Annotated in this window: 23 protein-coding genes and 6 pseudogenes; 19 read left to right on the plus strand and 10 right to left on the minus strand. The window is 40.4% G+C overall.

The window, feature by feature from the left end; genetic code table 11:
- Positions 1-2: 2 nt before the first annotated feature.
- Together DMO16_RS03715 and DMO16_RS03720 are read right to left on the minus strand one after the other, a co-directional pair.
- Positions 3-662 (minus strand): hypothetical protein, encoded by a 660-nt coding sequence (locus tag DMO16_RS03715; RefSeq protein ID WP_129475420.1) that lies wholly within the window; start codon positions 660-662, stop codon positions 3-5.
- A gap of 357 nt (positions 663-1,019) precedes the next feature.
- A pseudogene (locus tag DMO16_RS03720) lies at positions 1,020-1,256 on the minus strand (tautomerase family protein); the annotation flags it as partial.
- A gap of 407 nt (positions 1,257-1,663) precedes the next feature.
- Between DMO16_RS03720 and DMO16_RS25110 the strand changes: the two are divergent.
- On the plus strand, positions 1,664-1,870 hold the full coding sequence (locus DMO16_RS25110) for a hypothetical protein (protein WP_129475425.1): 207 nt from the start codon (positions 1,664-1,666) through the stop codon (positions 1,868-1,870).
- A 162-nt stretch (positions 1,871-2,032) separates the two neighbouring features.
- Here DMO16_RS25110 and DMO16_RS03730 read toward each other — a convergent pair whose 3' ends face one another.
- Positions 2,033-2,692, minus strand: coding sequence for a GntR family transcriptional regulator (locus tag DMO16_RS03730; protein ID WP_061970314.1), 660 nt, complete (start codon positions 2,690-2,692; stop codon positions 2,033-2,035).
- Positions 2,693-3,109: 417 nt separating this feature from the next.
- Here DMO16_RS03730 and DMO16_RS03735 point away from each other — a divergent pair, with 417 nt between their 5' ends.
- From DMO16_RS03735 to DMO16_RS03765, 7 genes and pseudogenes are all read left to right on the plus strand, one after another.
- Positions 3,110-4,558 (plus strand): aldehyde dehydrogenase family protein, encoded by a 1,449-nt coding sequence (locus DMO16_RS03735; RefSeq protein WP_129475427.1) that lies wholly within the window; start codon positions 3,110-3,112, stop codon positions 4,556-4,558.
- A gap of 15 nt (positions 4,559-4,573) precedes the next feature.
- A complete protein-coding gene (locus DMO16_RS03740) occupies positions 4,574-5,776 on the plus strand; it encodes a hydroxyacid-oxoacid transhydrogenase (protein ID WP_129475429.1) in 1,203 nt (400 codons plus the stop codon).
- A gap of 71 nt (positions 5,777-5,847) precedes the next feature.
- Positions 5,848-7,029, plus strand: a complete 1,182-nt coding sequence (locus DMO16_RS03745; RefSeq protein WP_129480297.1) for an iron-containing alcohol dehydrogenase — start codon at positions 5,848-5,850, stop codon at positions 7,027-7,029.
- Positions 7,030-7,081: 52 nt separating this feature from the next.
- The gene (locus DMO16_RS03750; protein WP_164988843.1) at positions 7,082-8,380 is read left to right on the plus strand and encodes an MFS transporter; all 1,299 of its coding nucleotides are present in this window, start codon (positions 7,082-7,084) and stop codon (positions 8,378-8,380) included.
- A gap of 24 nt (positions 8,381-8,404) precedes the next feature.
- Positions 8,405-9,877, plus strand: a complete 1,473-nt coding sequence (locus DMO16_RS03755; protein ID WP_082635735.1) for an NAD-dependent succinate-semialdehyde dehydrogenase — start codon at positions 8,405-8,407, stop codon at positions 9,875-9,877.
- Positions 9,878-9,978: 101 nt separating this feature from the next.
- Positions 9,979-11,190, plus strand: a complete 1,212-nt coding sequence (gene lhgO / locus DMO16_RS03760) for an L-2-hydroxyglutarate oxidase (RefSeq protein ID WP_129475433.1) — start codon at positions 9,979-9,981, stop codon at positions 11,188-11,190.
- A 23-nt stretch (positions 11,191-11,213) separates the two neighbouring features.
- A pseudogene (locus tag DMO16_RS03765) lies at positions 11,214-11,312 on the plus strand (TasA family protein); the annotation flags it as partial.
- Between the two features lie 52 nt (positions 11,313-11,364).
- Here DMO16_RS03765 and DMO16_RS03770 read toward each other — a convergent pair.
- Positions 11,365-11,754, minus strand: a complete 390-nt coding sequence (locus DMO16_RS03770; protein WP_129475435.1) for a DoxX family protein — start codon at positions 11,752-11,754, stop codon at positions 11,365-11,367.
- A gap of 93 nt (positions 11,755-11,847) precedes the next feature.
- Positions 11,848-12,288, minus strand: a pseudogene (locus tag DMO16_RS03775) (DUF2690 domain-containing protein).
- Between the two features lie 331 nt (positions 12,289-12,619).
- Between DMO16_RS03775 and DMO16_RS03780 the strand changes: the two are divergent.
- The 8 genes and pseudogenes from DMO16_RS03780 to DMO16_RS24785 all read left to right on the plus strand — a co-directional run.
- Positions 12,620-13,528: an ArsR/SmtB family transcription factor gene (locus DMO16_RS03780; RefSeq protein ID WP_129475437.1), complete on the plus strand. Its 909-nt coding sequence runs from the start codon at positions 12,620-12,622 to the stop codon at positions 13,526-13,528.
- Between the two features lie 120 nt (positions 13,529-13,648).
- Positions 13,649-14,188, plus strand: coding sequence for an extracellular solute-binding protein (locus DMO16_RS03785; RefSeq protein ID WP_129475439.1), 540 nt, complete (start codon positions 13,649-13,651; stop codon positions 14,186-14,188).
- A gap of 34 nt (positions 14,189-14,222) precedes the next feature.
- Positions 14,223-14,495 (plus strand): carbohydrate ABC transporter permease, encoded by a 273-nt coding sequence (locus DMO16_RS03790; RefSeq protein WP_129475441.1) that lies wholly within the window; start codon positions 14,223-14,225, stop codon positions 14,493-14,495.
- A gap of 13 nt (positions 14,496-14,508) precedes the next feature.
- Complete coding sequence (locus DMO16_RS03795) at positions 14,509-16,269, plus strand: glycoside hydrolase family 2 protein (RefSeq protein ID WP_129475443.1); 1,761 nt, start codon at positions 14,509-14,511, stop codon at positions 16,267-16,269.
- A gap of 6 nt (positions 16,270-16,275) precedes the next feature.
- Entirely contained in the window at positions 16,276-17,490 is a 1,215-nt protein-coding gene (locus DMO16_RS03800; RefSeq protein WP_164988844.1) for a family 1 glycosylhydrolase, read from the plus strand.
- 691 nt (positions 17,491-18,181) lie between these two features.
- Positions 18,182-18,391: pseudogene (locus DMO16_RS25115) on the plus strand (site-specific integrase); the annotation flags it as partial.
- A gap of 81 nt (positions 18,392-18,472) precedes the next feature.
- The gene (locus tag DMO16_RS24780) at positions 18,473-18,688 is read left to right on the plus strand and encodes a site-specific integrase (protein WP_241840651.1); all 216 of its coding nucleotides are present in this window, start codon (positions 18,473-18,475) and stop codon (positions 18,686-18,688) included.
- Between the two features lie 117 nt (positions 18,689-18,805).
- Positions 18,806-19,090, plus strand: a pseudogene (locus DMO16_RS24785) (tyrosine-type recombinase/integrase); the annotation flags it as partial.
- 383 nt (positions 19,091-19,473) lie between these two features.
- On the opposite strand, the gene DMO16_RS03810 reads toward DMO16_RS24785, so the two are convergent.
- From DMO16_RS03810 to DMO16_RS03820, 3 genes are all read right to left on the minus strand, one after another.
- On the minus strand, positions 19,474-19,752 hold the full coding sequence (locus tag DMO16_RS03810; protein WP_241840445.1) for a hypothetical protein: 279 nt from the start codon (positions 19,750-19,752) through the stop codon (positions 19,474-19,476).
- A gap of 716 nt (positions 19,753-20,468) precedes the next feature.
- Positions 20,469-20,969, minus strand: coding sequence for a fructose-bisphosphate aldolase (locus tag DMO16_RS03815; RefSeq protein ID WP_129475449.1), 501 nt, complete (start codon positions 20,967-20,969; stop codon positions 20,469-20,471).
- Positions 20,970-21,289: 320 nt separating this feature from the next.
- Positions 21,290-21,523: a hypothetical protein gene (locus tag DMO16_RS03820; RefSeq protein WP_129475451.1), complete on the minus strand. Its 234-nt coding sequence runs from the start codon at positions 21,521-21,523 to the stop codon at positions 21,290-21,292.
- Between the two features lie 370 nt (positions 21,524-21,893).
- On the opposite strand from DMO16_RS03820, the pseudogene DMO16_RS03825 reads away from it, so the two are divergent.
- Positions 21,894-23,146 (plus strand): annotated as a pseudogene (locus DMO16_RS03825) (DNA polymerase thumb domain-containing protein).
- 192 nt (positions 23,147-23,338) lie between these two features.
- Here DMO16_RS03825 and DMO16_RS25370 read toward each other — a convergent pair.
- On the minus strand, positions 23,339-23,506 hold the full coding sequence (locus tag DMO16_RS25370; protein WP_425590059.1) for a DUF3986 family protein: 168 nt from the start codon (positions 23,504-23,506) through the stop codon (positions 23,339-23,341).
- 93 nt (positions 23,507-23,599) lie between these two features.
- Between DMO16_RS25370 and DMO16_RS03835 the strand changes: the two genes are divergently transcribed.
- The gene (locus DMO16_RS03835; RefSeq protein ID WP_129475455.1) at positions 23,600-24,007 is read left to right on the plus strand and encodes a hypothetical protein; all 408 of its coding nucleotides are present in this window, start codon (positions 23,600-23,602) and stop codon (positions 24,005-24,007) included.
- A 161-nt stretch (positions 24,008-24,168) separates the two neighbouring features.
- Here the strand turns inward: DMO16_RS03835 and DMO16_RS03840 are convergent, their stop codons facing one another.
- On the minus strand, positions 24,169-24,642 hold the full coding sequence (locus tag DMO16_RS03840; protein ID WP_129475457.1) for a hypothetical protein: 474 nt from the start codon (positions 24,640-24,642) through the stop codon (positions 24,169-24,171).
- Between the two features lie 179 nt (positions 24,643-24,821).
- Here DMO16_RS03840 and DMO16_RS24540 point away from each other — a divergent pair, with 179 nt between their 5' ends.
- Positions 24,822-25,019: a hypothetical protein gene (locus tag DMO16_RS24540; protein ID WP_206738045.1), complete on the plus strand. Its 198-nt coding sequence runs from the start codon at positions 24,822-24,824 to the stop codon at positions 25,017-25,019.
- The last annotated feature ends 269 nt before the right edge of the window (positions 25,020-25,288 follow it).

A 25,288-nucleotide genomic window follows, 5' to 3' on the forward strand; every position in this document is an offset into this window, starting at 1 on the left:
AGTTAGTTATCAAGTAGATTATAAAGTAGTTCCCACTGATCTGTGTTCATCAGTTCTTTCTGAGATAGCTGCAAACCGTTTCCCAGGAAAACCGTTGAACCAGTTATTGCTATGACCATAGCCTCATAAGGTTCGTTACTGTCATGCTTTCTGTAAATATCTCCAAGTGTTGGCAGAATTTCTTCTTTTGGCTGAGAGAACTGAATATCCTGTAAGTGGTCTGGTACACGGTTAATATCCTGATAATCAATGGCATGGCTGTTATTTGAACGTCCGGGTACCATCAGCATGTATTCATTATGTTTAATGCCGTGTGATCTACTAGTCATGACACCTTTAGTATCCACTGTTTCTACCTCATCAATTTCATTTAGAGAATATGTATCGAGGGAATCAGGCATTGGATTGTGAATCAGAACAAAATCCCCTACTTGTGCTTTTTGATTACTTCTGAGCGTATACTCCTTATGGTTAAAGATAAAGCTGTCCAGTTCCTTAGGCTTGTATTTCTCCACACTGACGGCATTGGTTAAGTGTTGTGTTAAATCTCTAAGCCGTATGAGATGAACGGATTGCTTATACATGTGTTTTACTCCATAAACCCTGTGTAATTCATTGTTAAAGTAGACAAACTGGCCTTTTCTTACTTGATACAGTTTCACTGATAATTCTCCCTCCAACTTTTGATGTTTTTATCATCGAGAATGTTCTTTGTCATTTCATTTTAGGATGCTTTAAATGAAATGAAAACATGTAAAAGAACATACAAATAGATCCCATTTCGCTGATTTTTTTTTCTCCTTTCTCACGAATTTTATAGTAGGGACATGTTAAAAACCAATTACAGGTAATTGGCATAGGAAGAACATTATAAGTCTTTTTAACCATCTTTACTTTTACCTCTCAATCCTTCCTTTTAAACGTAAATAGTTTCTGAATAACAAAGATCACGACATTAGTAATCGACATAATCTCATTAGTCGTACATAAATAAAAAACAGAAGGCTTGTTTCGTCAAATTTAACTGTAAGAAATTGAGCCTCACCGCGACCAAAACTCCATTCGGCCGCTCCATTTTCTGTAATCGAAAACATAAGATCTTGCGGGGAGATGCCGCATTCCTTTTGAAGCCGCTCCGCCAGTCGAGAATACAGCCTTTCTTTTTGTTCTTTCGTTCTTGTTTTACTTACCATACTGATAACTACAAGATTTTGTGTTCTTTGGAGACTGAGACCTGTATCTTTGATGATCATTTCTTGAGGAGCAGCTGATGGACAATTTAATAACAGTCCGGATCCAGTTGAATCACTAGCCAGAATGCTATTGAATTGGGGAAAGGATTATTAAACTATGAAGCTCTTTTTCATCTAATCAGAGAACGGGAGCCCGTAATCATTTTTGGTAGGTACACAGGTACCTTTTATCACCGAATGCACAGAAAATTTAAAGCGAAAATATGACTATGCTTTAGTAACATTTTAACGGTTGAAGGATGGTCTATCGAGACGTTCTTACCATTTTTTATTTTAGCGCATAAAAGCGTTGACTTATTAATGTGCTATGGTAAGATAAATCTATAATCGTTGGGAACAAGATTTTGACACACCCCCTAATGAAATACCCTCATTGAGTAGCCAAGTCCCTATGTGGATTTGGCTCTTTTTTGTTTTGCTCACAAAGCCTTAATACAAATATACAAAATAGCAATGTCAGTCTATTTTTTCTTCTCTTTTCATTCAAACAAAAGCAAATCGAAACTGATAAGCTGGGCATGACACACGTACGCCTTCAGCAAACCAAAAACGGAGTACCAGTTGAGGGAGCGGAAGTTACCGACCACTATTCCAAAGCAAATCCCCGTAGTACCTGAATCACCAAATTGTGGCTGTCTTGCAAGATACATATCGAAAAGGAGCTTGACTGCAAGATATGACTTTCTGCGTCAGACCTAACTAATAGGAACCGCCGTAGACGGAACCGCACGTACGGTGGTGTGAGGGGATATGAGGCTAGGCGCCTCCCCCTATCTCAATTACTCTTTTCTCAATAACCGTTTTATAGAATCCTGAATATGGGTGGAAACAGCATTTTCTGCTCTTAAAACATCCCGCGTTCGAATGGCTTCGATAATTTCCAAATGTTCAGAAGGGGCCTCCCGTTGGTCAACCTCACCTCTTACATGATAAAAACGGCCGATATGAAGATGGCAATGCAATCCTTCATATGCTTTGCACAGAAAATTGTTTCCGCCAGCTTCCATCAAGGCAATATGAAATTGTTGATCTAAATGCGTGAAGTCGAGTATTTTCTTATTGGGTGTATCCGAATGGATTGAAAACATTTGTTCAGTTAGCCTTGTCATTTCTTCCGCTACGGACAAATTATTGGTTCGGATAATGTTTTGGATGGCATAAGTCTCCATCAAAACACGTGCTTCTAGCATTTTGGACATGTTTTCGTCATCTAGGATATCACTGACCCGATACCCTTTATATGGTTCTAAAACGACTAATTTTTCGGAGTGAAGGCGGGACAATGCTTCTCTTAAAGGTATGGCGCTAATACTAATTTCCCGAGTTAAATTTCTAATGTTTATTTTTTCTCCAGGGGATAAACTCCAATCGAAAATTCTCTCTTTTAACAAATTATAGACATATTCCGTTGTCTCTCCTCGTTCTTTCTCTCTTATCATTGAAAGTCTCCTATCTTACTACATTTTCATTATATCAAGATTAACATTTTGTAATGTGTCACAGCAAAGTAATATATTATTCATAAAAATTATATATTATTTTTCGTCTAATTTCATTCAAGGGAATAAAAAATAATTTAGAAATATAATACCGCATCTTTGTAAAACTTGATTAAACCAGGATTTTTAAAAGTTCTACTTAATTTATACTATTTTTTCTTATTTTGAATATTTACAAAATAATATATTATGTGATATATTCTTAAAAAATAATATATTATTTAGGATGAAATCATCTTCAGTAAGAAAAAGAAATGAACATGTGATTTATTGTCCTGATGGAGCAACAGATTGATGGTAATTAAATTACATGTTATTTGAAAGCGCTTTATTATTAAAATACGTCTTCTAGGAGGAATGGAAGTGAGAACAACAATAAATACATCAAGCGCATTTTTTGGACATTTTATAAATGGAGAATGGATTACTGATCAAAATACAATCCCTGTCGTTAACAAATATACGTATGAAGAGATTTCACGAATCGGCAGTGCATCCAGAAAGACAGTTACTGAAGCTGTTACTAATGCATTACATACTTTTCAGACAAAGAAACTGGATTCCAATCAAAGATATGAGATTTTAATGCGGGCTGCAGAAATAGTAAGAGAGAGAAAAGAAGAACTGGCTATGATTCTTGTAAGTGAAGTAGGCAAAGTATTAAAAGATGCCCGGGGGGAAATCGATAGAGGAATTCAAACGCTGATTACTTCTGCTGAAGAAGCTAAACGGATTGCTGGCAACGGGGTGCCTTTAGGGCAGCCGGGAAATGAAAATAAAATGGCGTATACGATACGTGTTCCTGTAGGGGTTATTGGAGCTATAACACCGTTTAACTTTCCATTTAATCTAACTTTACATAAAGTTGCACCAGCGATTGCCGCAGGAAACACAGTAGTTTTAAAACCGGCTGAAGTAACTCCCCTTATTGTGTGCAAGATTACAGAAATACTATCAGAAGCTGGATTACCAGCAGGGTTTCTGAATGTTGTCAACGGACGTGGCCAAGAAACGGGTCAATATCTTTTAGAAGATGAGCGCATTGCAATGTATACATTTACAGGCAGTGCAGCCGTTGGGCGTCAAATTAAAAGTAAGACGGGAATCCGAAAGGTTACATTGGAGTTAGGTAACAATTCACCCAATATTATTCACAAAGATGTATCTGATATCGACAGAGCTGCAGATTTGTGTATTACGAGGGGTTTTTCAAATGCAGGACAGGCCTGTATTTCCGTACAACGCGTCTATGTCCATCGTGACATTTATCATTCATTTGTAGCAAAAGCTATAAAAGTTGCCGAGTCTTTGAAGATTGGGGATCCTGCCGATTCTGCGACCGATATAGGGCCGATGATATCAGAAAAAGAAGCAAGAAGAGCAGAAGAATGGATTCAGGAAGCCGTTCATCAGGGGGCAAAAGTGATATACGGCGGGGAAAGGCAAGGGGCTATTCTTAAACCAACCATTTTAGTAGATGTCACTGAAAAGATGAAGGTGGTATGTGAAGAGGTTTTTGCACCTGTCATAAGCATTATTCCTTTTGACCAAATTGAAGAGGCATTCGAACAAGCGAATCATTCGGCATTTGGCTTGCAGGCTGGTCTGTTTACATCCGATCTCCATTTAGCGATGCGAGCCACAAGGGAGCTCCATTTTGGCGGGGTCATTATCAATGATGTGTCTACATATCGCGCTGATGTTATGCCCTATGGTGGTGTAAAGGACAGTGGAATTGGTAAAGAAGGTCCTCATTTTGCTATTCAGGAAATGACAGATGAAAAGCTTGTCGTGATCAATTTGTAAGAAGGGGTGAAAGGTATGAGAACTACATGGGATTTTTATTCTACAGAGAGAATTGTATTTGGGAATGGGGCAATTCAGCAACTGGGTGAAATTCTTCAAAAGCTTGGAGCAAAAAATGTTCTGCTTATTTCTGATCCTGGAATTAAACAGGCCGGCATTGTTGATAAAGTTTTAGCTCTTTTAGAGCAGGCCAGCTACCATGCTGTTGTTTATGATCAAGTTATACCAGAACCACCAATAGATTCAGCCTTGGAGTGCTATGAGTTTGCCAAGTCACAAAATACCGATGCCGTTATTGGGTTGGGGGGAGGCAGCAGCATAGATATGGCAAAGATTGTTGCCCTTCTGGTCGCGCATGGAGGACATCCGCTTGATTATTATGGAGGGGAAAATCAGGTTCCAGGACCAATTGCGCCTTTAGTAGCAATTCCAACGACAGCCGGAACCGGTTCTGAGGTCACATCGGTTTCAGTATTGACTGATGTTAAGAACAATCTAAAAGTGGGAATTTCGGATAATTATCTTCGGCCAACTGTTGCGTTGCTTGATCCCGAGTTAACCATTGGCCTTCCTTCATACATAACCGCTTGCTCAGGAATAGATGCCTTATCCCATGCCATTGAGGCATACACAGCTAAACCATTTTCATTTATCCAAGCAGAAGGCCAGATTTTGTTTCAAGGTTCAATTCCCATTAGTGATGCTCTTGCTTACAGGGCAATTGAATTAATTGCCAAGAATCTTCCGCTCGCGGTACAGCAAGGGACAAATCTTGAAGCACGCTCAAATATGTTATTGGGCAGTCTGCTTGCCGGAATGGCTTTCTCAAATGCTGGAACTGCGGCAGCCCATGCGTTAGCTTATCCCATTGGGGGACTTGTAAAATCCCCACATGGAGAAGTGACAGGGCTCCTGCTGCCATATGTAATGGAATTTAATACGGCAGTAGAAACAGAGAAAATGGTCAAAATTTTAAAAGCCTTTGACATCAACGCTGATGGTTTATCCAGGAAGGAAGCGGCATTGGCTGCTTCAAAAGCTGTCTTTAACTTACTTGAGACGATTGGATTGCCTACACACCTTTCAGCTATAGGAATAAAAGAAGAAGATGTTTCCGATATTGCGGAGAAGACTTTACAGATTGACCGATTGGTCCGAAATAATCCGAGGGTTCCCACTCTCCATGGTTTGGAAGAGTTGCTTCGAAAAGCCTTATAAAAGATCAAAGAGGCATTTGATTTAAGAAAGTGAAACAGAAAGGGGTTCAAACATTGTCGTTTACTTATTTTATGCCTACCCGAGTGGAATGTGGAAACGGTATGTCTAAAAAGACAGGAGAATTAGTTAATGAACTGGATGTTTCCAGGGTTTTAATCGTAACTGATAAAGGGGTAAGGTCAGCGAATCTGTTAGAAGGAATCGTGAAGTCGCTTCATGCAGTTAATTTGGAATATGAAATCTATGATGAGGTAGAGCCGAACCCATCCGCTGACACTATTCGAAGAGGTACCGAGGTTCTTAGGCAAAGAAATTGTGATGCAGTACTTGGTGTCGGTGGCGGAAGCAGTATTGATACCGCAAAGGCAATAGCAGTAATGGCAGTGAATCCCGGTGATATTCTTGATTATGAGGGAGTAGGCATGATTAGGATTCCCCCACTGCCAATTATTGCGATCCCTACTACAGCAGGAACCGGAAGTGAAGCCACAAATTCGACAGTGGTGACCAACAAAGAAACTTCCTTTAAGCTGGGTGTGCTAAGTTCCTATTTATTTTCGGATCTAGCTATACTTGATCCAGCTCTTACCATCCAGCTGCCACAGGAAATTACAGCCTCGACTGGAATGGATGCTTTAACCCATGCCATTGAGTCTTATACATCTAAAACTGCTAATCCGGTTAGCCAGGGATATGCTATACAAGCTATTAAAATGATTGGTGAGCATTTGCCAAAGGCGTATTTTAGGGGAACGGATATTGAAAGCAGGGAAAAGATGCTTGTTGCTGCGATGCTTGCTGGGGTCGCGTTTTCCCAATCACGTCTGGGAAATGTGCATGCCATATCGCATACGCTAGGTGGCACGTTTGATATTCCTCATGGCATTGCAAATGCTGCATTACTGCCTTTTGTGATGAAATTTAACTTGCCGGCATGTGCTGCGCAATATAAAGATATTGCCATTGCTTTAGGTAGAGAAGTCAATGGTCTTCCTGAGATGGAGGCTGCCAAAGAGGCGATTGAAACGGTTATCAGAATGAATGAGTCAATGAATATCCCCCTCAATATAAAGGACTTGGGTGTTTCATTGCAATTAATGGAAAAGCTTGTGGAAGACTCAATGAGGAGCGGGAATGTACATGTGAATCCAAGGCTTACAAGGCCTGCTGATATTCAAGCGATCATTGAAAAGGCTTATCATGGTGATCTGGAAGTCAGCTATAACGAACGGAATAAAATGAGCGTACTTTGACTTAGTTTTTGGAAGCGTATTCAATTTATAAATGAAAATAAGAGGTGAGCGTATGAAGAAAACGAATGGAAGATGGCTGGTAGTTGTCCTTCTTTTCATTGCTACAACAGTGAACTATATGGACCGGGCTATTCTCGGAATTGCAGGGCCTTCGATGATGAAAGATCTTTCTCTTTCAACTGTGCAATTTGGCATCTTGGGATCCGCATTTTTTTGGTCGTATGCTTTAATGCAAATTCCAGTGGGGATGATTGTAGACAAATTAGGAGCACGATTAACGTATTCCATTGCTATTGTTTGGTGGTCTTTATGTACGGTATTCACGGGACTGGGCCGGTCTATCGGTACATTGATCGGAATTCGTGTCTTGATGGGAATTGGGGAAGCACCTGCATTTCCAACAAATACTCGAGTAATCTCTGATTGGCTGCCTGCGAATGAACGGGGGGTTGCAAACGGAATTTTCAACTCAGGAACAGCAATTGGAATTGGAATTACAACTCCGGTACTGGCATGGATCATTGAAAAATGGGGCTGGCAGGCGGCTTTTGTAGTCATCGGATCCATTGGGTTTATCTGGCTGGCGTTCTGGCTGTTCTTTTTCCGAAATCAACCAAGCCAAAGTGCCATTGCGAATAAAGCCGAGGTTGATTATATTGCAGCGGGACAAACAGAAACAAAAAGTGAGCTTGCTATTAAGATATCACCGATAAAATTTCTAAGGTATAGAAATGTATGGCCCATGCTATATGGCTTATTCGCACATAATTACTTGATCTATTTAATGATGACCTGGCTGCCTACTTATCTAGTAGTAGAAAGGCATATGACCCTGTTAAAGGCCGGATTTTTTACAATGCTTCCATGGATTATGTCTTTCCTGGGGAACATCCTTGGTGGTATTCTATCTGACTGGTTAATAAGAAGAGGATGGAATTCTATTAAAGCCAGGAAAACGATTTTGGCGATCGGTATGCTTTTCCCGTTATTCATTATTCCGACCATCTTTACAAAAGATGCGATGACAGCACTTATCTTTATCTCTATTGCCATTGGCGGTGAGGGGTTGGCAGCGGGTATCCTATGGGCAACCGTCTCGGATGTCGCTCCGATTGGGGCTGAAGGAAAGCTGGCAGGATTGCAAAACTTTGTAGGAAATCTGGCTGGATGGCTCGCTCCTGTAGTAACCGGGCTGCTCATTTCTCAATTTAAAAATTTCACCATTGCGCTGATTATACCCATAGTCATTTGTGCAATTGCTTCATTAGCCTATACATTCATTATTAAAAACCAGAGAATTTCGTTCCACGAAGAAAAAACAGAGGAAAAGAATGTCGCAACCGGCATGTAACCCATTAATAAGAGGAGGATGTATATGTTAAAAGTAGACTCATTAGTTAACTTAAGTGAACTAAAAATGTTTATAAATGGGGAATGGACAAGCGCTCAGGGCGGAGAAACGTTCTCAGTTACTAATCCATCCAACGGTCAAGTCGTCGCCCAAGTTCCAAAAGGAGGACGCTTCGAAACAAAGCAGGCCATCGAATCTGCTGGTGAAGCGTTTAAGTCTTGGTCGAAATTAACCGCAGGGGAACGCGGTAAATATCTATTGAAAATTCGTGATCTTATGCATGAATACAAAGATGAATTAGCTGAAATTATGAGCATGGAAATGGGAAAACCATTTAAGGAAGCACAGGGGGAAGTGTTCTTTGCGGCCAGTTATTTGGAGTGGTTTGCTGAAGAAGGACGCAGGATCTATGGGGAAACCATTCCTGCTTCCACACCTGATAAAAGATTAATGGTGATTCGTCAACCGATCGGAGTAGTGGCTGCCATTACCCCTTGGAATTTCCCGCTAGCCATGATGACTCGAAAAATCGGCCCGGCGATGGCTGCAGGATGTACAGGGATTGTGAAGCCAGCCAAACAATCTCCTATCAGTGCCATTGCATTTGGTAAATTGGTGGAAATGGCGGGAGTTCCGCGTGGTGTTGTGAATGTGGTAACCGGGGATTCTGGTCCTATTTCAGACGAGATTTTTGATAATCAGGTGGTTAAGAAGATATCTTTCACAGGTTCTACTGAGGTGGGAAAACTTTTGGTCGCCAAATCGGCTTCCCAATTAAAGAGATTGTCACTAGAACTTGGCGGGCATGCTCCATTTATTGTGTTTGATGATGCGGATCTGGAAGAAGCTGCAGCAGGGGCTGTTGCCAGTAAATTTAGAAACACAGGACAGACGTGTGTTTGTGCAAATCGGATTTATGTTCAGCGTTCAGTTATTGAGGAGTTCTCAAAACTATTTTTGGAAAAAACAAAAGCTCTTAAAGTCGGTAATAGCCTGGATTCAACCGTTGAGGTGGGGCCTCTGGTAAGCCGTGATGGGTTATCAAAGGTAGAAGAGCACGTACAAGACGCTTTAGATAAAGGAGCTCGTCTTCTTTGCGGCGGGAAAAGGCTGAAGGGAGAACTTTCCAATGGATTGTTCTATGAACCTACCATTTTGGATGAAGTAACGAATGAAATGCTGATTACCAATGAGGAAACATTCGGACCTGTGGCTCCCATTATACCTTTTGACACAGAAGAAGAAGTGATTCAACAAGCGAATAATACGGTTTATGGTTTAGCGGCGTACTTTTATACACAGAATGCCAGTCGGTCCGTCAGAGTTTCAGAAGCTTTGGAATTTGGAATCATTGGTATGAACGATGCAATACCGACTGTAGCCCAAGCTCCGTTCGGAGGGATAAAAGAGAGTGGAATGGGTCGTGAAGGCGGGCACCAGGGAATTGATGATTATTTAGAGGATAAGTATCTATCGATGAAGATTCAAACCAAATAAAAAGCAAGCAGGGCAAAGGTCATGGTGATCTTTGCCCTCTCATGCAAGTATGGAAAAGTGAACGGCCCAGATCTAAATTACCATTAAAAAAGAGGGATATTATGTATGATTTTTCTATCGTAGGGGGAGGAATCGTTGGTTTATCAGCAGGCATGGCTCTTACGAAGCAATACCCTGGCTCAAAAATTATCGTCATCGAAAAGGAAGAGGACTTGGCCCATCATCAAACGGGTCATAACAGTGGGGTAATCCATTCAGGTATTTATTATAAACCAGGGAGTTTCAAGGCACGTTTTGCCCGCGAAGGGAGTAAAGCCATGGTGCACTTCTGCAAGGAACATGGAATTAAATATGACGTCTGCGGGAAAGTCATCGTGGCGACCGAACGGAAAGAACTGCCGTTGTTAGAGCATCTATATGAGCGGGGCTTACAGAATCAGCTGGATGTTATGAAAATTGTGCCAGAAGAACTTCGGGAGATAGAGCCGCATGTAAAAGGAGTGGGTGCGATCCGGGTGCCAAGTACAGGTATTGTAGATTATAAAGGTGTATCCCGTACTTTTGCCCGTATCATTGAAGAAGGTGGAGGCGAAATCCATCTTGGTACGAAAGTGGAAAACATAGCTGAAGAGAAGGAGAGTGTATCACTTGAGACAACCCGAGGTACGATAAAAGCACGCTTTTTAATCAATTGCGCGGGTTTGCACAGTGATCGCGTGGCTAAAATGGCCGATTTAAATACCGGTATGAAAATTGTGCCATTCCGAGGTGAGTATTATGAATTGACAGCTGAAAAAAGGCATCTCGTAAAACATTTAATTTATCCGGTACCTAATCCTGATTTTCCATTTCTTGGCGTCCACTTTACTCGGATGATAAATGGGGATGTACATGCGGGACCCAACGCAGTATTAGCTTTTAAACGTGAGGGTTATACCAAAAAGGACATTAATGTGAAAGAGCTCTTTGAGGTATTGACCTATCCGGGCTTCTGGAAGATGGCAATGCCTAATATGAAGGAAGGCCTGAAAGAGTACGTGCGTTCCTTCAGCAAGCAGGCGTTTTTACATAGTTTGCAGCAACTGATTCCGGAGTTAACAGAAAAGGATATTGTTCCAACCCATGCGGGCGTTCGAGCACAGGCAATTAAGTATGACGGCAGCATGGTAGATGATTTTGCCATCTTCTCTGGTGAACGTTCTTTGCATGTTTGCAATGCCCCATCTCCTGCAGCTACTGCGTCCATTCAAATAGGTAATGCAATAGTTGAGCAGATTGCTAAACGTTTCGAACTAAATGGAAAACTCGCTTAAAGAAAAATGGTGTGAGTAAGGGGTTCGTGGATAACGGACAAGATCAAAACGTGTTTCAGGGTGATTCTCTAAACCTGAAATGGACCTTTAACGCTGAGCAGACAAAAGGACAAGAAAAGTAATCAAGGAAATGGAAAGGCAGGTTCACTTTATGTGAGCCTGCCTTTTTTAGCATTAGAAACTCGAACTGCCCGCAGCTTTTGCTTGCAATCTTTTGTGGTGGTACACATAGGACCCTGCAGCAAGAATCAGCCCAACAACCATTACCCACCAGGAGCTGAAGGGATCGCCAACTGCGATCGTGGAATAGGTGGCTCCTGCCAGATCAAATACAAATCCTGCATATACCCATTCTTTTAAACGTGAAAAGCCAGGCAATAAAAGTACGATCACTCCGAGCAATTTGGCTACACCTAGGAATGGAAGCAAGTATTCCGGGTATCCAAGATGATTAAACAAGTCAACCGCTGATTCGACTTTGGCGATATCCGGAATGGAACCGACGAGCATAAGCACCGCTAATAAACCTGTAAAAATCCAATAGATACTTTGAATCTTTTTCATCTCCTCATCCCCCTACGCATTTTCATGATGTGAATGGTTATCCACATTGAAATATACTCAGATGAAGAGAAAAATATCATTATTTATTATACCTTAATACCAAATGGTTTCTTTTTGATTATAGGGCATCACTGTTGGCAATGGCGTGTTTCCCTTGAGCTTGTGATTTTCTGGGATTGAAACCATCGCTGTATAACAGGAAGTCTGGCCTTTATTTACAGCTCCGTTTCCGCCAGAACTGTCACATGTATAAGCTTTTCCATCTGTACTGCGGACAATTCTGGCATCTGCTTCATAGTTGGAAGTAGCGTTTCTAGTGAGGATTACTTTGGCCCACACCGTTTTACACAACGTACTGTATTTTAATTCAACGTAAGAAACAGAATCAATCCACACTTTATCCTTGGTTACCGCGCTGTCCGCGCAATGATTGTAGTAGGGGCTTTTACCGTCGTACGTATGGGTTTCAGCTAGTGTTGAGTTCGCGGGATGAAGGGATGCCAGAATGGCAGTTATGACGATAGACAGAACCATAGGTATTCTCTTGACCTTTTTCATTCATCAGCACCTCCTTAAGGTTAGTACCAGTCCGTTTCACCGCGGGTGTATGGCCAAAATCATCATTCCTGATTTTTAACTTTTTCTTTGTAACGGCACTATCATCGCAGTTGTTGTAGCTTGGCGCTTTTCCGTCATACGCATGGGTTTCCGCAAGACCAGTGCAAACAAGCTGTGGTCGAATACAATGACCTAGTTAAAAAGGAGGGACTGTCAGTATCCATAAGAGATATCCCCTTGACAAATAAGTACCCGATGCATTATATCTTTTTATAACACTATTTTTTGTAATAAAACGGAGGTCTATGTGAGAGTACTGCATTTAACACTAGAAGAGGCATTAGCGGTAAGCAAAGCGCTTGGGAATCAGCAACGGATGGAAATGCTGAGTGTCCTGACGGAAGGGCCCAAAAATGTGAACGACTTGGCAGAACGGCTCGAGATTCCCTTTTCCACCGCTGCCGTGAACATTAAAAAGCTGGAAGAAGCGGGTTTAATTGCGACCGAAATCGTACCTGGACGCGGCAGCCAGAAGGTGAGTTCCAAACGCTTTGACCGCATCGTCATTGATCTGGCCAGTAAAAAAGAAGCGCCTGAGAAGTTCATTACACTCGAAATGCCGATTGGAAATTATGTTCAATGCGAAGTTGAGCCGACCTGCGGTCTTGCCAGCGAGAACGGAATTATCAGTATTATTGATGATCAGCGCTCCTTCTTTGAACCGGACCGCAAAGATGCGCAAATCATATGGTTCAGAGCAGGATTTTTGGAATATCACTTTCCAAACCGTGTGCCCTATGGGTCAAAAGTGGAAGAAATCAGCCTGAGTGTGGAAATGTGTTCGGAAGCTCCTTATCACAAGCTGGATTGGCCTTCTGATATAACCTGCTGGATTAATGGGATTGAAATCGGTACATGGACAAGCCCTTCAGATTTTGGCGGGGAACGGGGATTTCTTACACCTTCCTGGTGGGAAGACCACAATACACAGTTTGGGATGCTAAAACAATGGAAGGTGAATGAGAGCGGCAGTTTTGTGGACAGTTTGAAGATTTCAGATCATACTGTTCAAACCCTTCAGTTAGAAGAAAGACCCTATGTTTCCGTAACCTTTGGCGTCAAGCGGGATGCCGAGAAAGTAGGCGGTCTAAATATTTTCGGTTCTAAATTCGGCAATTACGAACAGGATTTGCTCATGAAAATTAAATACTCATAAATCAAGAATCGGATTCTTAATGGAGTCCGGTTTTTTATTTATAAAAAAGTTGAAATGAAATATGTTTGTATGTAATAATAGGCCCATATTTGAAAGCGCTTTTAAAAATGAGGGGAACAAATGAAAAAGATCAATGTTGCAGGGTTGGTATTAATGATCATCTGCGGCATGCTTGCCGGTTGTTCATGGCAGCAGACAAGCGCCACAGGCGAAGATAAAAAGAACGTAAAGCTGTGGGTTCCATTTTCAGGTCCGGACGGTCCGAAATTTGAAGAGATTGTCAGGTCGTATAATCAATCGCAAAAGAAATACAACGTGGATTTGCAGATCATTCCATCATCCGACTATTACAAAATGGTGAATTTGACCCTGAGTTCAAAAAATAATTTGCCAGACTTAATGATCATGCACGCGGACCGCATTGTAGATTATGCGACAAAAGATCAGCTTTTAAAAACAAGCATTCTGACCAAGAGCAAAAAAATCAGCGAAAAGGATTACCACCCAAAAGCGCTTCAAGCTTCCAAGGTTAACGGCAGCACCTATGGCATACCGCTGGATATTCACCCGCTGATGTTTTATTGGAACAAAGACCTTTTCAAAAAAGCAGGATTGGATCCCAATACTCCGCCTAAAAATGCACAGGAATTTCGTGATTGATGGAGCAAACAAATAGCAGGTATTTGTACGTATTGTGCTGCCTTCAGCCAAACCGATGCTTTGGACGCTTGGCATCTTTACATTCATGACGATTTACAATGATTTTTTATGGCCGCTCGTTTCCACGAATTCGATTGAGCTTCGGACCATTACTACGGGAATTGCGATTATGCAGCAAGGAAGTTTCGTTTCCTCTTACGGAAAGCTAATGGCATTGACAACGTTGGCAACTCTGCCGATGTTAGCGATTTTCTTGGTCGGCCAGCGCCAATTTATAAAAGGAATTACACAAACAGGGATCAAATAGAGGAGGCAAATGTATGACACAAAAACGCAGCGAATACCCACGTCCCCAATTTCAGCGGGACATTTGGTTAAATTTAAACGGTGAATGGAACTTTATCTTTGATGATGAAAATGAAGGGATGAATAAAAGATGGTACAAGAATGGATTGCCTGAAGAATCATTAAAAATCCAGGTACCGTTTGCTTATCAATGTGAAGAGAGCGGGATTCATCAAACCGCCTTTCACGATGTAGTCTGGTATGAACGAGAGCTTCTTGTTCCTGACGAATGGAAGGGGAAAGAATTGTATCTTCATTTTGGTGCGATCGATTATCGTTCATGGGTCTATGTGAATGGTTCACTCGTCGGTTTTCACGAAGGCGGTCATACCTCTTTTTCGCATAACGTTACACCGTACCTGAATGAAAATAATAGAAATGATCTCGTGATTCGTGTAGAAGATCCGTCGGAAGATGAGACCATTCCACGGGGCAAGCAATTTTGGAAAGAACAATCAGAATCGATCTTTTATACAAGAACAACAGGGATCTGGCAGACAGTGTGGCTTGAACCGGTAGATCCTGTCCATTTCACGTCTTTTCGCTGGACACCGGATATTGACAACGGATCGATCGGGATGGAGCTGGAGGTTAGCCGACTTTTAGAAAACTTGAAGGCAGAGGTGCGTATCTCTTTTGGAGGGAAGGTGATTATTCAGGATTTGTTATCGTTGCATGACACCTATACGAAACGAAACATTGACCTTCGCAGCCGTTTTACCGAACGAAGCAATATTCATGGAGCGGGCTGGTATTGGTCTCCTGAGCACCCCAACCTGTTTGATGTGGAGCTTGTTTTAAAAGATGACACATCCACGCTTGATACGATTTCCAGTTATTTTGGTATGAGAAAAATTTCGATTGAAAACGGAAAAATTTTATTGAATAACAAGCCTTATTACCAAAAACTCGTCCTGGATCAAGGATACTTCCCAACCGGCCTGCTGACGGCTCCCAGTGACGACGATTTAAAGAATGACATCCTGTTGGCAAAGGAGATGGGGTTTAATGGGGCCAGAAAGCACCAAAAGGTTGAGGACCCGCGGTTTTTTTATCATGCCGATAAACTTGGTTTTCTTGTATGGGGAGAAATGGCCAATGCGGCAGAATACAGTGAACAGGCCGCTGGCCGTCTTACCCGTGAATGGATTGAAGCGATAAAACGGGATTACAGCCATCCTTCACTAATTGTCTGGGTTCCGCTTAATGAAAGCTGGGGTATCTCCCGGGTAGAACGTGATGCTCAGCAGCAAGCTCATTCACAGGCGATGTACCATTTAACAAAATCTCTGGATACGACCCGTCCGGTGCTATCCAACGAGGGCTGGGAACATACGCAATCCGATATTTGCGGCATTCATAATTATCAATCATCGACCGAGATGGAAAAAGCCTATGAAACTACCGAAAGTGCCATTTCTACTGAGCCTGCCAACCGTGCCATCTATGCGCGAGGTTTTAGTTATCATAAGGAACCGATTATGATTACGGAATATGGGGGAATTGCGTACAAGGTATCAGCAGAAGGATGGGGCTATTCTTCAGTTGAAAGCGGGGAAGAACTGATCGAGGAGTACAGGAACGTAACTGAAGCTTTAATGAGGTCTTCTGTTGTGCAGGGGTTTTGTTATACGCAGCTGACCGATGTGGAACAAGAAATCAACGGACTGCTTACCTATGACCGCAAACCGAAGTGTGAGCTGTACAAAATTAAATCCATTAATGATCAAAGGTGATAAATGATGAAAAATTTTGTTTTTGCAGTTGGGATTGAAGATACCTTTGTGACCCAGACCGAGCGGGGCGAACGTCCCCTGGATGAGTATGCATTGACCCAGCATTATGAAAAATGGAGAGAAGACCTGGAATTGGCGAGAAATTGTGGATCTAGCATGATTCGTTACGGAATACCCTGGCATGTGGTAGAGGAAACGAAGGGTGAGTATAACTGGTTGTGGGTGGATCAGGTAATGGATTATTTCAGGAAGCACCGGGAGCTGGTACCGATTATCGATTTGATGCATTACGGTACGCCCGGCTGGCTGAAGCAAGCGTTTTTAAACCCCGAGTATCCGGAGGCTGTAGCACGCTTTGCGGGCGCTTTTTTTCAACGGTATAAGGACGTGACGCCCTATTTCACCCCGCTGAACGAGCCATATGTGAATGCAGAGTATTGTGGGCTTCTAGGAAAATGGCCGCCATATCAAAAAGGGCTTAAAGGATTCAATCAGCTGATGATGCAGCTCGGAAAAGGAATTATTCATACGGTTGAGGAAGTCAAATCGATCAATCCTGAGAGCATTTCGGTCCATGTTGATGCTACGAAAAAGTATTATCCACCAAGTACCGATAACGCTTCCTTAGAGCTGGAACGAAAAAGGTGGAGCGAGCTTTCCATGTATTCATGGGAAATGATTCAGGGGAAGTTGAGTGAAAACAAGGTCCTTCTTCCCTGGATTCAGGAACATGGGGTGACGGATGAGCAGCTTAATTGGTTTTCTGAACATAAAATTGATCTCGATATCGCGGGGATCAACTTTTATCCACAATTTAGTGTTCATCAGTCAGAAGCGGCTTCCTCAGGCGCTCATTTCCCCCATGTAATGGGAACAGCGAATGATTTAATGGATATCATTGACCGGTTTCTTCATCGGTATAATAAACCGGTGTTTATTACCGAAACCAGTTATCGGGGAACAGAGCAGGAACGAATGGATTGGCTCCATGAAAGCTTGGATGTGTTAAAGAAGGGAAGGGAACAGGGGAAGCCCATAACGGGTTATACCTGGTTTCCGTTTTATGACCTGGTGGACTGGGAATACAGAACGTCGGGAAGAACAATAGAAGAAGAAATACTTCCCTTTGGACTGTATACCCTCCAATCTGAAGGAGGACAGCTCCTCCGAATCAAAAATCGTGTATGTACAGCCTTTGAGGAGGCCGTTAAGAGCTTTTAACACATAAAAATTCCCTCTGTAAGACTAGTCATGTCTTAATCAAGGGGGAATTTTTAAGTGTGCATTCATACCCGGAAGAGCTTTCGGAGATTTCATTGATGAGATGGAGATTTATATATTACATACCAGTTGTTGGCGGTTGTGAATCCCGAGGATGAAAAGATTTTGTTCGTGATTTTTCACGAGGATCTTTGAAACCGCCTTTTGGCTGGTGTCCAACAGTACTCAGAATAACAATGGAGGCAAAAATAAGCAGGATATTCTTCAATTTTAAATTCCTTCTTTATAAATTTGTATAATATTAGTTTAGTTTATACTTGGAAGCAAATGGTTTCAATGAAAGATTTCTTTAACAACGGGTGACTGATCAATGAAATTTTTAATTTCGTCTCATTATACCAAGAAAACTTATCAATTGATACAGAAATCAACTTCTTCTACATAGCTTCCTAGAATATATATTATGTTAACTAGAAATAAACATAATGTCCTATAATAACTCATATCGTCCCCTAATTTGCTCCAAGTTCCCAATAATATGGGTTCACTTCCTCATAAGTAACTGGAGTTCATATAATGTATGGTCTCGAACATAACTCTCAGGGTTGATCCTCATAATTCCACAGGAGGTCTTTTAAAATTGGATTACGTACAAGCATCAGATGATTATCTTATGTAACTAGAAGTTGAAAAAAACTACTCAGTCAACACGTTAAATAGCTACACCTTTGATTTAAAACTCTTTGGTGAGTTCCTTATGCACAATCATCGATCTTTAGATCTGAACGAGCTTACTGCATCCAGTGTCCGCCGTTTCGTTCAGGATCAAGTCATTAACCATGGCATCAAACCACGCACTTTGCAGCGCCGTATTTCATGTTTAAAATCATTCAGCCAGTTTTGTCTTAAGGAAAATTACATGAAGATGGATTTTACCGCAGGTATTGAAGCACCTAAGGCAGACAAAAAATTGCCGAAATATATGTCTCTTCAAGAGCTGCAAAAGCTGTTTTCGTCCTTAGAGAGTAACACCAGTCCACGAGGAATACGTAACGTATTGATGTTTAAGCTCTTAGCTACCACAGGTATGAGACGACAGGAGTTGGTTGATTTAACGTGGGAACAAGTGGATTTGGTATCACAAACTATTAAAATTTTCGGGTCCCCCTTCATCCTACCGTTATTCCGATATTTGTGACTTATCAAAAACATCTTAAAAAATCTCAATTACATTATAGTGAACCTATTTTTTATAATGCCCGCAACCAACCATTAAATCCAAGGGGCTTACACAAGATAGCAAGCGTTAGAACATGCGGGTCTTCCCTCCCATCGTTTTTCTTTGCATCACCTAAGGCACACGTTTGCTTCGCTATTACTTCAGGACAATAAAGATAAGGTTGATCTCAGAACGCTTCAAGAACTATTAGGACACGAAAGCTTAGTTACTACTCCTATCTTTACCGTGTGCTATGAAGAAAATTGTATCAAGATCACATACTTTAACAATGGAAATATTGATACCTATAATGATATTGAATCTACGTTAGCTGTAATAAATAAAGCTATTCAAGATGATATTCCTTTAATCCCTGTGTAATCAGGGGTTTTATTTTTTCTGTTTTATTTCTGCCTACTTTTTATTTGCTCATTGAAAGCATAAACAAAGCAGCAATGAAATTTTCATTGCTGCTTTGTTTTGTCCTGTTCTTGATTTTAATTTGCGGGTTTAAAAATCGTCTTATCCGCTTTTCATTGCCGATCATTGGGACAAAGAGGAACTTCCCAAACCCATCATTCGGAAGAATCAAAAAAAAGAGGATGGGCTGCACCCAGCATTCCTATCATGATTTTTTTCATCTTCATCCGTTCGCCTCCTGTATATCCATTTATTTACAAACTCAGTATAGCACTGCCTGAACGGAGAGCTTGATTTTTTCTTAAAAAAACAAACAACCCGCTCGCGGATTGTTTGTTTCCCTGCTATACCGATGTTTGGGAAAGTCCCACTAAAAATAAAATCCAAAACGCCACTTTGTAGACCAAGGTTCCGATTCCGAGAATCAATCCTGTGTAGCTCATGCCTTTGCTTTGCTTTCGCTTTAAGCCGACCGCTCCAAAAACAATTGCGAGTATCCAGGCTGGCAGCAAAAACCATCCAAAAAATGGGATAATTCCTAAAGCGAGGCCCACCACACCCAATACCAAGCTGCTGACTGCCATCCCGTTGCCTTGAGGTTGCGCTGCGGGTTGTTCTAACACACTGATCATCCCCTTCATTGCAAAAATGGACGTGCAATACTACTGTTATGTAGGAAATTAGTCATCCATGACAAAGGGATGAAAAAAACAGAGCCTAATCGCTCTGTTTTTGGGGTTCGGGAGTGTTGGATGCTTTCGTGAATCGTTTCCCTCCAACCCAGCGGTTTTTCACGTACCATTCCCACCGTTGAAGCCAGGTCAATCATCCTGTGGTTTCCGATATAGATGGCAGTATGGGCGGTTACCACCTTCTTGCCGTTGGGCAGATAGGAATACACCACATGGGCGCCCCAAAGTGGTCAATATTGTGACAATCGGCGGTAAAAAACAAGGCAGAAGTGGTACATTCCTATGGCTGTAATCAATATAGTGCCTTAAGGTTCTTTTTACCTAAATAAAATCCATATATATCATTAGAGTAAGACAATTAAATGCATGGAAAAATCCACTGTTGAGCAATAAAGAACCAACAGTGGATTTTTTGCAGATTATTTATCAAAATTTCTATTCGCTCTTCAAGATCAAACGAACTTTAGGTTTGAACAAGGTCAACCAGATGATGTACTAAGTCATACATGGAGTAAATCAAGAGAATATGTCATAACTGATAAAGAAAAAAGATTGTATGCAGAATACATAAGGCATAAGACGACATTTATTGGAACCGATTTAACAAAAAAGGGAAGCTCTTGAGCTTTCCTTTTTTAAGCTAATATTCAATTAAATTTGATTAATTTGCTCACCTGATATTCTTTTTCTTCTTGGTACTTCTCTTTCGTCTTCCAAGCTACTTTCAAGATAATGGAGTCGAATGCCTCTTTGATTTCATCTTCGCTTAACCCTTTGGAGTAAAAGAGAAAGTCTTTATGATAAAGTGCGAAATTTTCATCTTCATTATCTTGTTGGTATTCTTCACCAAACCAGTACCTGACTTTTCCATCCACCGAGTTTATCGATTTCTTCCAAGCTATTCCTTTAGGAAATTCAATTTTTCGTGAGGTATCAGGTGGATTTTCCATTTTAAAATTAAAGGTAAACTTACGAAAATCATCTTTTGAAGAATTCTTTAAGCCTTCAGTTCCCACTTCTTCAAACTGTTTATCACTTAATTTTGAAACCTTTGCCTCAACCGAGATTTTTGTTTTACTAATGGGATTACAACCAACCATGAAGAACAGCATACAAAATATAAGAGTTGCAGCGTAATGTTTTCTCAAGGTTTTCCCCCTTTTCAACTGTTCACAGCTGTTTCCCTTATTATTTTCTATGACTTCAGTAGTGTTCTTATTCCTCCATAGGCATAAAGGCATAGATAATGCGTTTATTGTGCTACTTTCCAACGTTGCCTTAGATTTTTACTGGGATTTCGTTACCAAAAAAGTTATTGCAGTATTAAATTTCATAAGATAAAATAACTGTATATACAAAATAAGGAAGTGGTTTTGCCAAACTCAGTTAGGTCATCAAAAGGTGCAAAATCCTCGATTAATAACATAATCAAAAAAGCATTGCGAGTGAGCAATGCTTTTTTGATAAATTAAACTTGTTTTTGTAATATCTTTATATTTTTGATCAGTTCATTCGAATACTCGATAGGAAATTCTGGTCCCATATACACTTGGCCTGTATCATGCTTTCTAATCTGAATTCTTAAACAAGGGCTACCAGTGTAACCTTTATCTACCAAAGTCACTCTAATGCTTTCATCCTTACCAATTTTAGATACATCAGTCTCAATAAAACAGTTGCTCTTACTATCTCTTTTTAACATATTTACCCTCCTTTTCTTTAATCATAATTTATTTTAACTGAGTTGAAAAACACTGTATCGAGCGGTTTAACTTAATATGCGATATAAATTTCATAGTACACTCATATGTAAAACTCTTTCTTTCAATGATTTTTGTATATGTTCTGCCTTTCATACAATTTCTTTTATCTATTTTAACATAGCATATTAAACTAAACTGCCCGATAGTTGCATTAGAAAAACCAAATTTAACAATTCCCTCTTCGCCTAACCTTTCGTTAATTATGGCAGGAGATAGCAGCCTAAATTAATCTCCTTAAATTTACCTGTTAAACAAGAACGTATATTCGTATATAATAAAGAGAAACATACGTTCGGGAGAGTGTTAATCATGGATTTCAAAAGAGAAAGCATATTATGTATTGATTTAAAGAGCTTTTATGCTTCATGTTCGTGTATAAAAAGAGGCTTAGATCCGTTAACCACCTACTTAGCTGTTGTTGGAGCTACCGATCGCCAAGGGAGTGTCGTTTTAGCGTCAACCCCCCTTATGAAAAAAAATATCGTATCAAAACAGGAAGCCGCTTGTTTGAGATACCCAAACATAAAGAGATCCACATCGTAAATGCGGAAATGAAGTATTACCTTTGTATGTCTATGGAAGTAACCAAAATTCTCCATCGTTATGCAGCTAGAGAAGATATACACGTTTATTCCATAGATGAAGCCTTCATACGAGTAAATCCTGTTGAACGTATTTTTGGTGACAAATGGTCGATCGCAAGAAGGATAAAAAAGGAGATATTTGAAGAGTTAGGACTCACAGTAGCGATCGGAATCGGTGAGAACATGTTGCTCAGTAAACTATGTTTGGACCTCGATGCTAAAAAAACAACAGAAGGGATCGCCGAGTGGACATATGAATCAGTCCCTCAAAAATTATGGCCTGTTACCCCACTGTCTGAAATGTGGGGTATCGGTTCAAGACTACAAAATACATTAAACCGAATGGGTATCGTTAAAGTGGGTGACTTAGCCCACTACCCCTTAGAACTATTGGAAAAGAAGTTTGGAATCATGGGAAACCAGCTTTATTATCACGCTCACGGTATCGACAATAGTGATCTTGGTGCACCTATTATACTGGGCCAAATCAGTTTTGGAAAAAGCCAAATTCTATTGAGGGACTACACAGACAAAGAAGAAGTAAAGCATGTGATCTTAGAAATCTGCGAAGAAGTGGCCAGGCGAACAAGGTCTGCACACAAAGCGGGAAGAACGATTAGTTTAGGTATCGGTTACTCCAAAGATTCCTTCGGCGGCGGATTCCACCGAGCAAAAACAATCGATCAACCGACCAATATCACGATGGATGTCTATAATGTTTGTCTTGAATTGTTTGAGAAGTTTTATAATGGCGACGTTGTGAGAAGTATAGATGTTAGGATTTCAAATGTTGTGGATGATTCCGAAATACAGTTATCGTTGTTTGATTTAGATAATCCTAAACGAAATCGACTAGGTTATACGATGGATGAAATAAGAAGAAAACATGGTCCTGCATCTTTATTAAGAGCCGTATCGTTCACCAAAGCAGGTACAGCTCTCCATAGAAGTAAGTTAATCGGTGGACATAAAGGATAAAGAGCTTGGCAATCGCCAAGCTCTCTCGTCCGCCTGAGCGGCTTTTTCTTTATTTGATAAATCATCTACTCCGCAAACTTCACAAAAACAGGAATTCGCAGTAACCCTGCTTTCGTGTAATTCCTATACTTTACGGTACATCGTACAGATGGCCTCAGATACACTGCATCTCAACTGATTGTGCCGCAAGGATTAAACCAGGGAATAGGCCTTGTAGCAATAAACATCTGGCTGCCATATATTCGCTTGTTGCCCTTCTAAATCAAATCCATTTTCGTAATAACCTAAGTGCATATGGTATCTATCGTCATATAACACTTTCAAACACCCCACTCTATACTGAATTTTGATATCACACATTTGATACTGTTCGTAATCAGGAAATATAAAAAGCAATTAATCGTTACCTCCGGATTAATTGCTTTTTCTCCTAAGTATATAAAGGGATTCATCTTGTTTAATGATAAAACGATAGAGCCGAAGAAGTACAATCATAAATTCACCCAATTATTTAATGAAGTTAAAGCGATAAACAAGGAGTATCCATGGGATACGTTTGATGAGTTGATCAGCCGATTCTATCAACATTATCAATCGCGATATCCAGAAAATAAAGACAAAAGCATGTATCAATCCACCGAAGAACTAAACGAAATTGACAAATTAGTCTTTGCCCTGAACCAAAACATGCCTGTACCCGAGGAAATAAAACTACGCTCAGGGTTGTTCATCCAAATGACAACCGATCTTCATTTTGGAGGTGTGAATTGGGCCACAATAAACAATCATGCCATTGATTTGGATAGACTTTCGAAAGAAGCCAACAAACTCTTGAAACATCTTTACGGAGATAATTACTAAACATAAAAACATCCGCTTTTCACATGAGCGTTTTGGAATCCGAACGGGTCTTGTTTTCTCCGTTTACAAGTCTTTATTTACATCCATTGATGGGAAATTTATTACCGATGTTTTATACTAATTTCCTAAAAAATGAAGGAGGTTGCCTCCTTCATTTCTCATTATAACTCTGATTCAGCTTTTTTTATTTCGGATAGACGAGCAAACATCAATGGCAACTCTTTACCTTCCTCCAATTGACTGCAATTTTGGAGCGAAAGTCCATCCCAGGATTTACAGGAGTAGGTTCCCGTTTTTTCATAAGAACTTATATTTACTTTGTATGTATAGTTTTTTCCATCAAAGCTCAATTGGTTTTTTCCGTATTTTGTTCCATCTTGCAAAATATGAATGGTAATTTTGAATGGTTTTCCGCTTTCTGCTTCCTTTTGCTTTTTTAACAGCGAAACAAGGTTTTCAGAGCTGCTGTCTGTTATATCCTTGCTGTTGAAGTATGAAATGGGTTCTTTTTTCTCTTTCGCCTCATTCAATGCTTTTTCATTTGGTGTATCAGATTTACTGCAAGCTCCTAAAACAAAAAGCATACTAAGAACAAAGCAAATGCCAATGCCAATGCCAACAATAAATTTTTTCACTATTTCTCCCCCCTTAGTATTAACTGCTCTTTTAGACTTTCAATACTATCGGAGAGCTCTCTACTTTTCTTTTAGCATACTGGCTGTACTCCCCTTGGTTGGTTACAACTCAAGTTGATTTCTTTTTGCTTTTAGCTTCCAAGAGAAAGAAGATAATAAGTATAATAACGACAGCAATCATGCTGGTTGTAGAAGAAATCACCTTCCCCAATCACAACCCAGCTATTAAGACCATCAAGGGAGTAGCAATGACTCTTAGATACAAAAGGGACTTACTCATTAAAACCATCCTTTTATTGTCAATGCATTATTTAAAAAAGTCGTATGCAAGAAAAAGGAAAAATACAATTGTGATTGCCATCTTTGATTTAGAATGACGGTTAACAATTGTCATCGTAAGACATAGAACAGTAAAAAGAGCAAACCCAATGTATTGCATTGTCCCGTGTAAAGAACTTATTTTAGATAGCAGAAAGACAGCAATACTTATAATTGCCAGAATGATAACAAACACAGTTGATGGGGATTTTTTGTTTTCTTTCTCGCTGAACATTATTGTCCCACCTTTCATATAATTCAGAAAATAATTGTATCACAATATTCGGAAATGTTGTATACTAAATCTTGTATTTCAAAATTTTAGAAG

It is taken from the genome of Fictibacillus sp. S7, from assembly GCF_004127935.1.
Classification (GTDB): Bacteria; Bacillota; Bacilli; order Bacillales; family Fictibacillaceae; genus Fictibacillus_C; species Fictibacillus_C enclensis.

Excerpts from the sequence above, each read along its gene's own strand:
- DMO16_RS03730 (WP_061970314.1), bottom strand. The coding sequence starts at position 2,692 with ATGATAAGAGAGAAAGAACGAGGAGAGACAACGGAATATGTCTATAAT.
- DMO16_RS03735 (WP_129475427.1), top strand. The coding sequence starts at position 3,110 with ATGGAAGTGAGAACAACAATAAATACATCAAGCGCATTTTTTGGACAT.
- DMO16_RS03740 (WP_129475429.1), top strand. The coding sequence starts at position 4,574 with ATGAGAACTACATGGGATTTTTATTCTACAGAGAGAATTGTATTTGGG.
- DMO16_RS03745 (WP_129480297.1), top strand. The coding sequence starts at position 5,848 with ATGCCTACCCGAGTGGAATGTGGAAACGGTATGTCTAAAAAGACAGGA.
- DMO16_RS03750 (WP_164988843.1), top strand. The coding sequence starts at position 7,082 with ATGAAGAAAACGAATGGAAGATGGCTGGTAGTTGTCCTTCTTTTCATT.
- DMO16_RS03755 (WP_082635735.1), top strand. The coding sequence starts at position 8,405 with ATGTTAAAAGTAGACTCATTAGTTAACTTAAGTGAACTAAAAATGTTT.
- lhgO (WP_129475433.1), top strand. The coding sequence starts at position 9,979 with ATGTATGATTTTTCTATCGTAGGGGGAGGAATCGTTGGTTTATCAGCA.
- DMO16_RS03770 (WP_129475435.1), bottom strand. The coding sequence starts at position 11,754 with ATGAAAAAGATTCAAAGTATCTATTGGATTTTTACAGGTTTATTAGCG.
- DMO16_RS03785 (WP_129475439.1), top strand. The coding sequence starts at position 13,649 with ATGAAAAAGATCAATGTTGCAGGGTTGGTATTAATGATCATCTGCGGC.
- DMO16_RS03795 (WP_129475443.1), top strand. The coding sequence starts at position 14,509 with ATGACACAAAAACGCAGCGAATACCCACGTCCCCAATTTCAGCGGGAC.
- DMO16_RS03800 (WP_164988844.1), top strand. The coding sequence starts at position 16,276 with ATGAAAAATTTTGTTTTTGCAGTTGGGATTGAAGATACCTTTGTGACC.
- DMO16_RS24780 (WP_241840651.1), top strand. The coding sequence starts at position 18,473 with ATGTCTCTTCAAGAGCTGCAAAAGCTGTTTTCGTCCTTAGAGAGTAAC.
- DMO16_RS03820 (WP_129475451.1), bottom strand. The coding sequence starts at position 21,523 with ATGTTAAAAAGAGATAGTAAGAGCAACTGTTTTATTGAGACTGATGTA.
- DMO16_RS25370 (WP_425590059.1), bottom strand. The coding sequence starts at position 23,506 with ATGTGTGATATCAAAATTCAGTATAGAGTGGGGTGTTTGAAAGTGTTA.
- DMO16_RS24540 (WP_206738045.1), top strand. The coding sequence starts at position 24,822 with ATGCTGGTTGTAGAAGAAATCACCTTCCCCAATCACAACCCAGCTATT.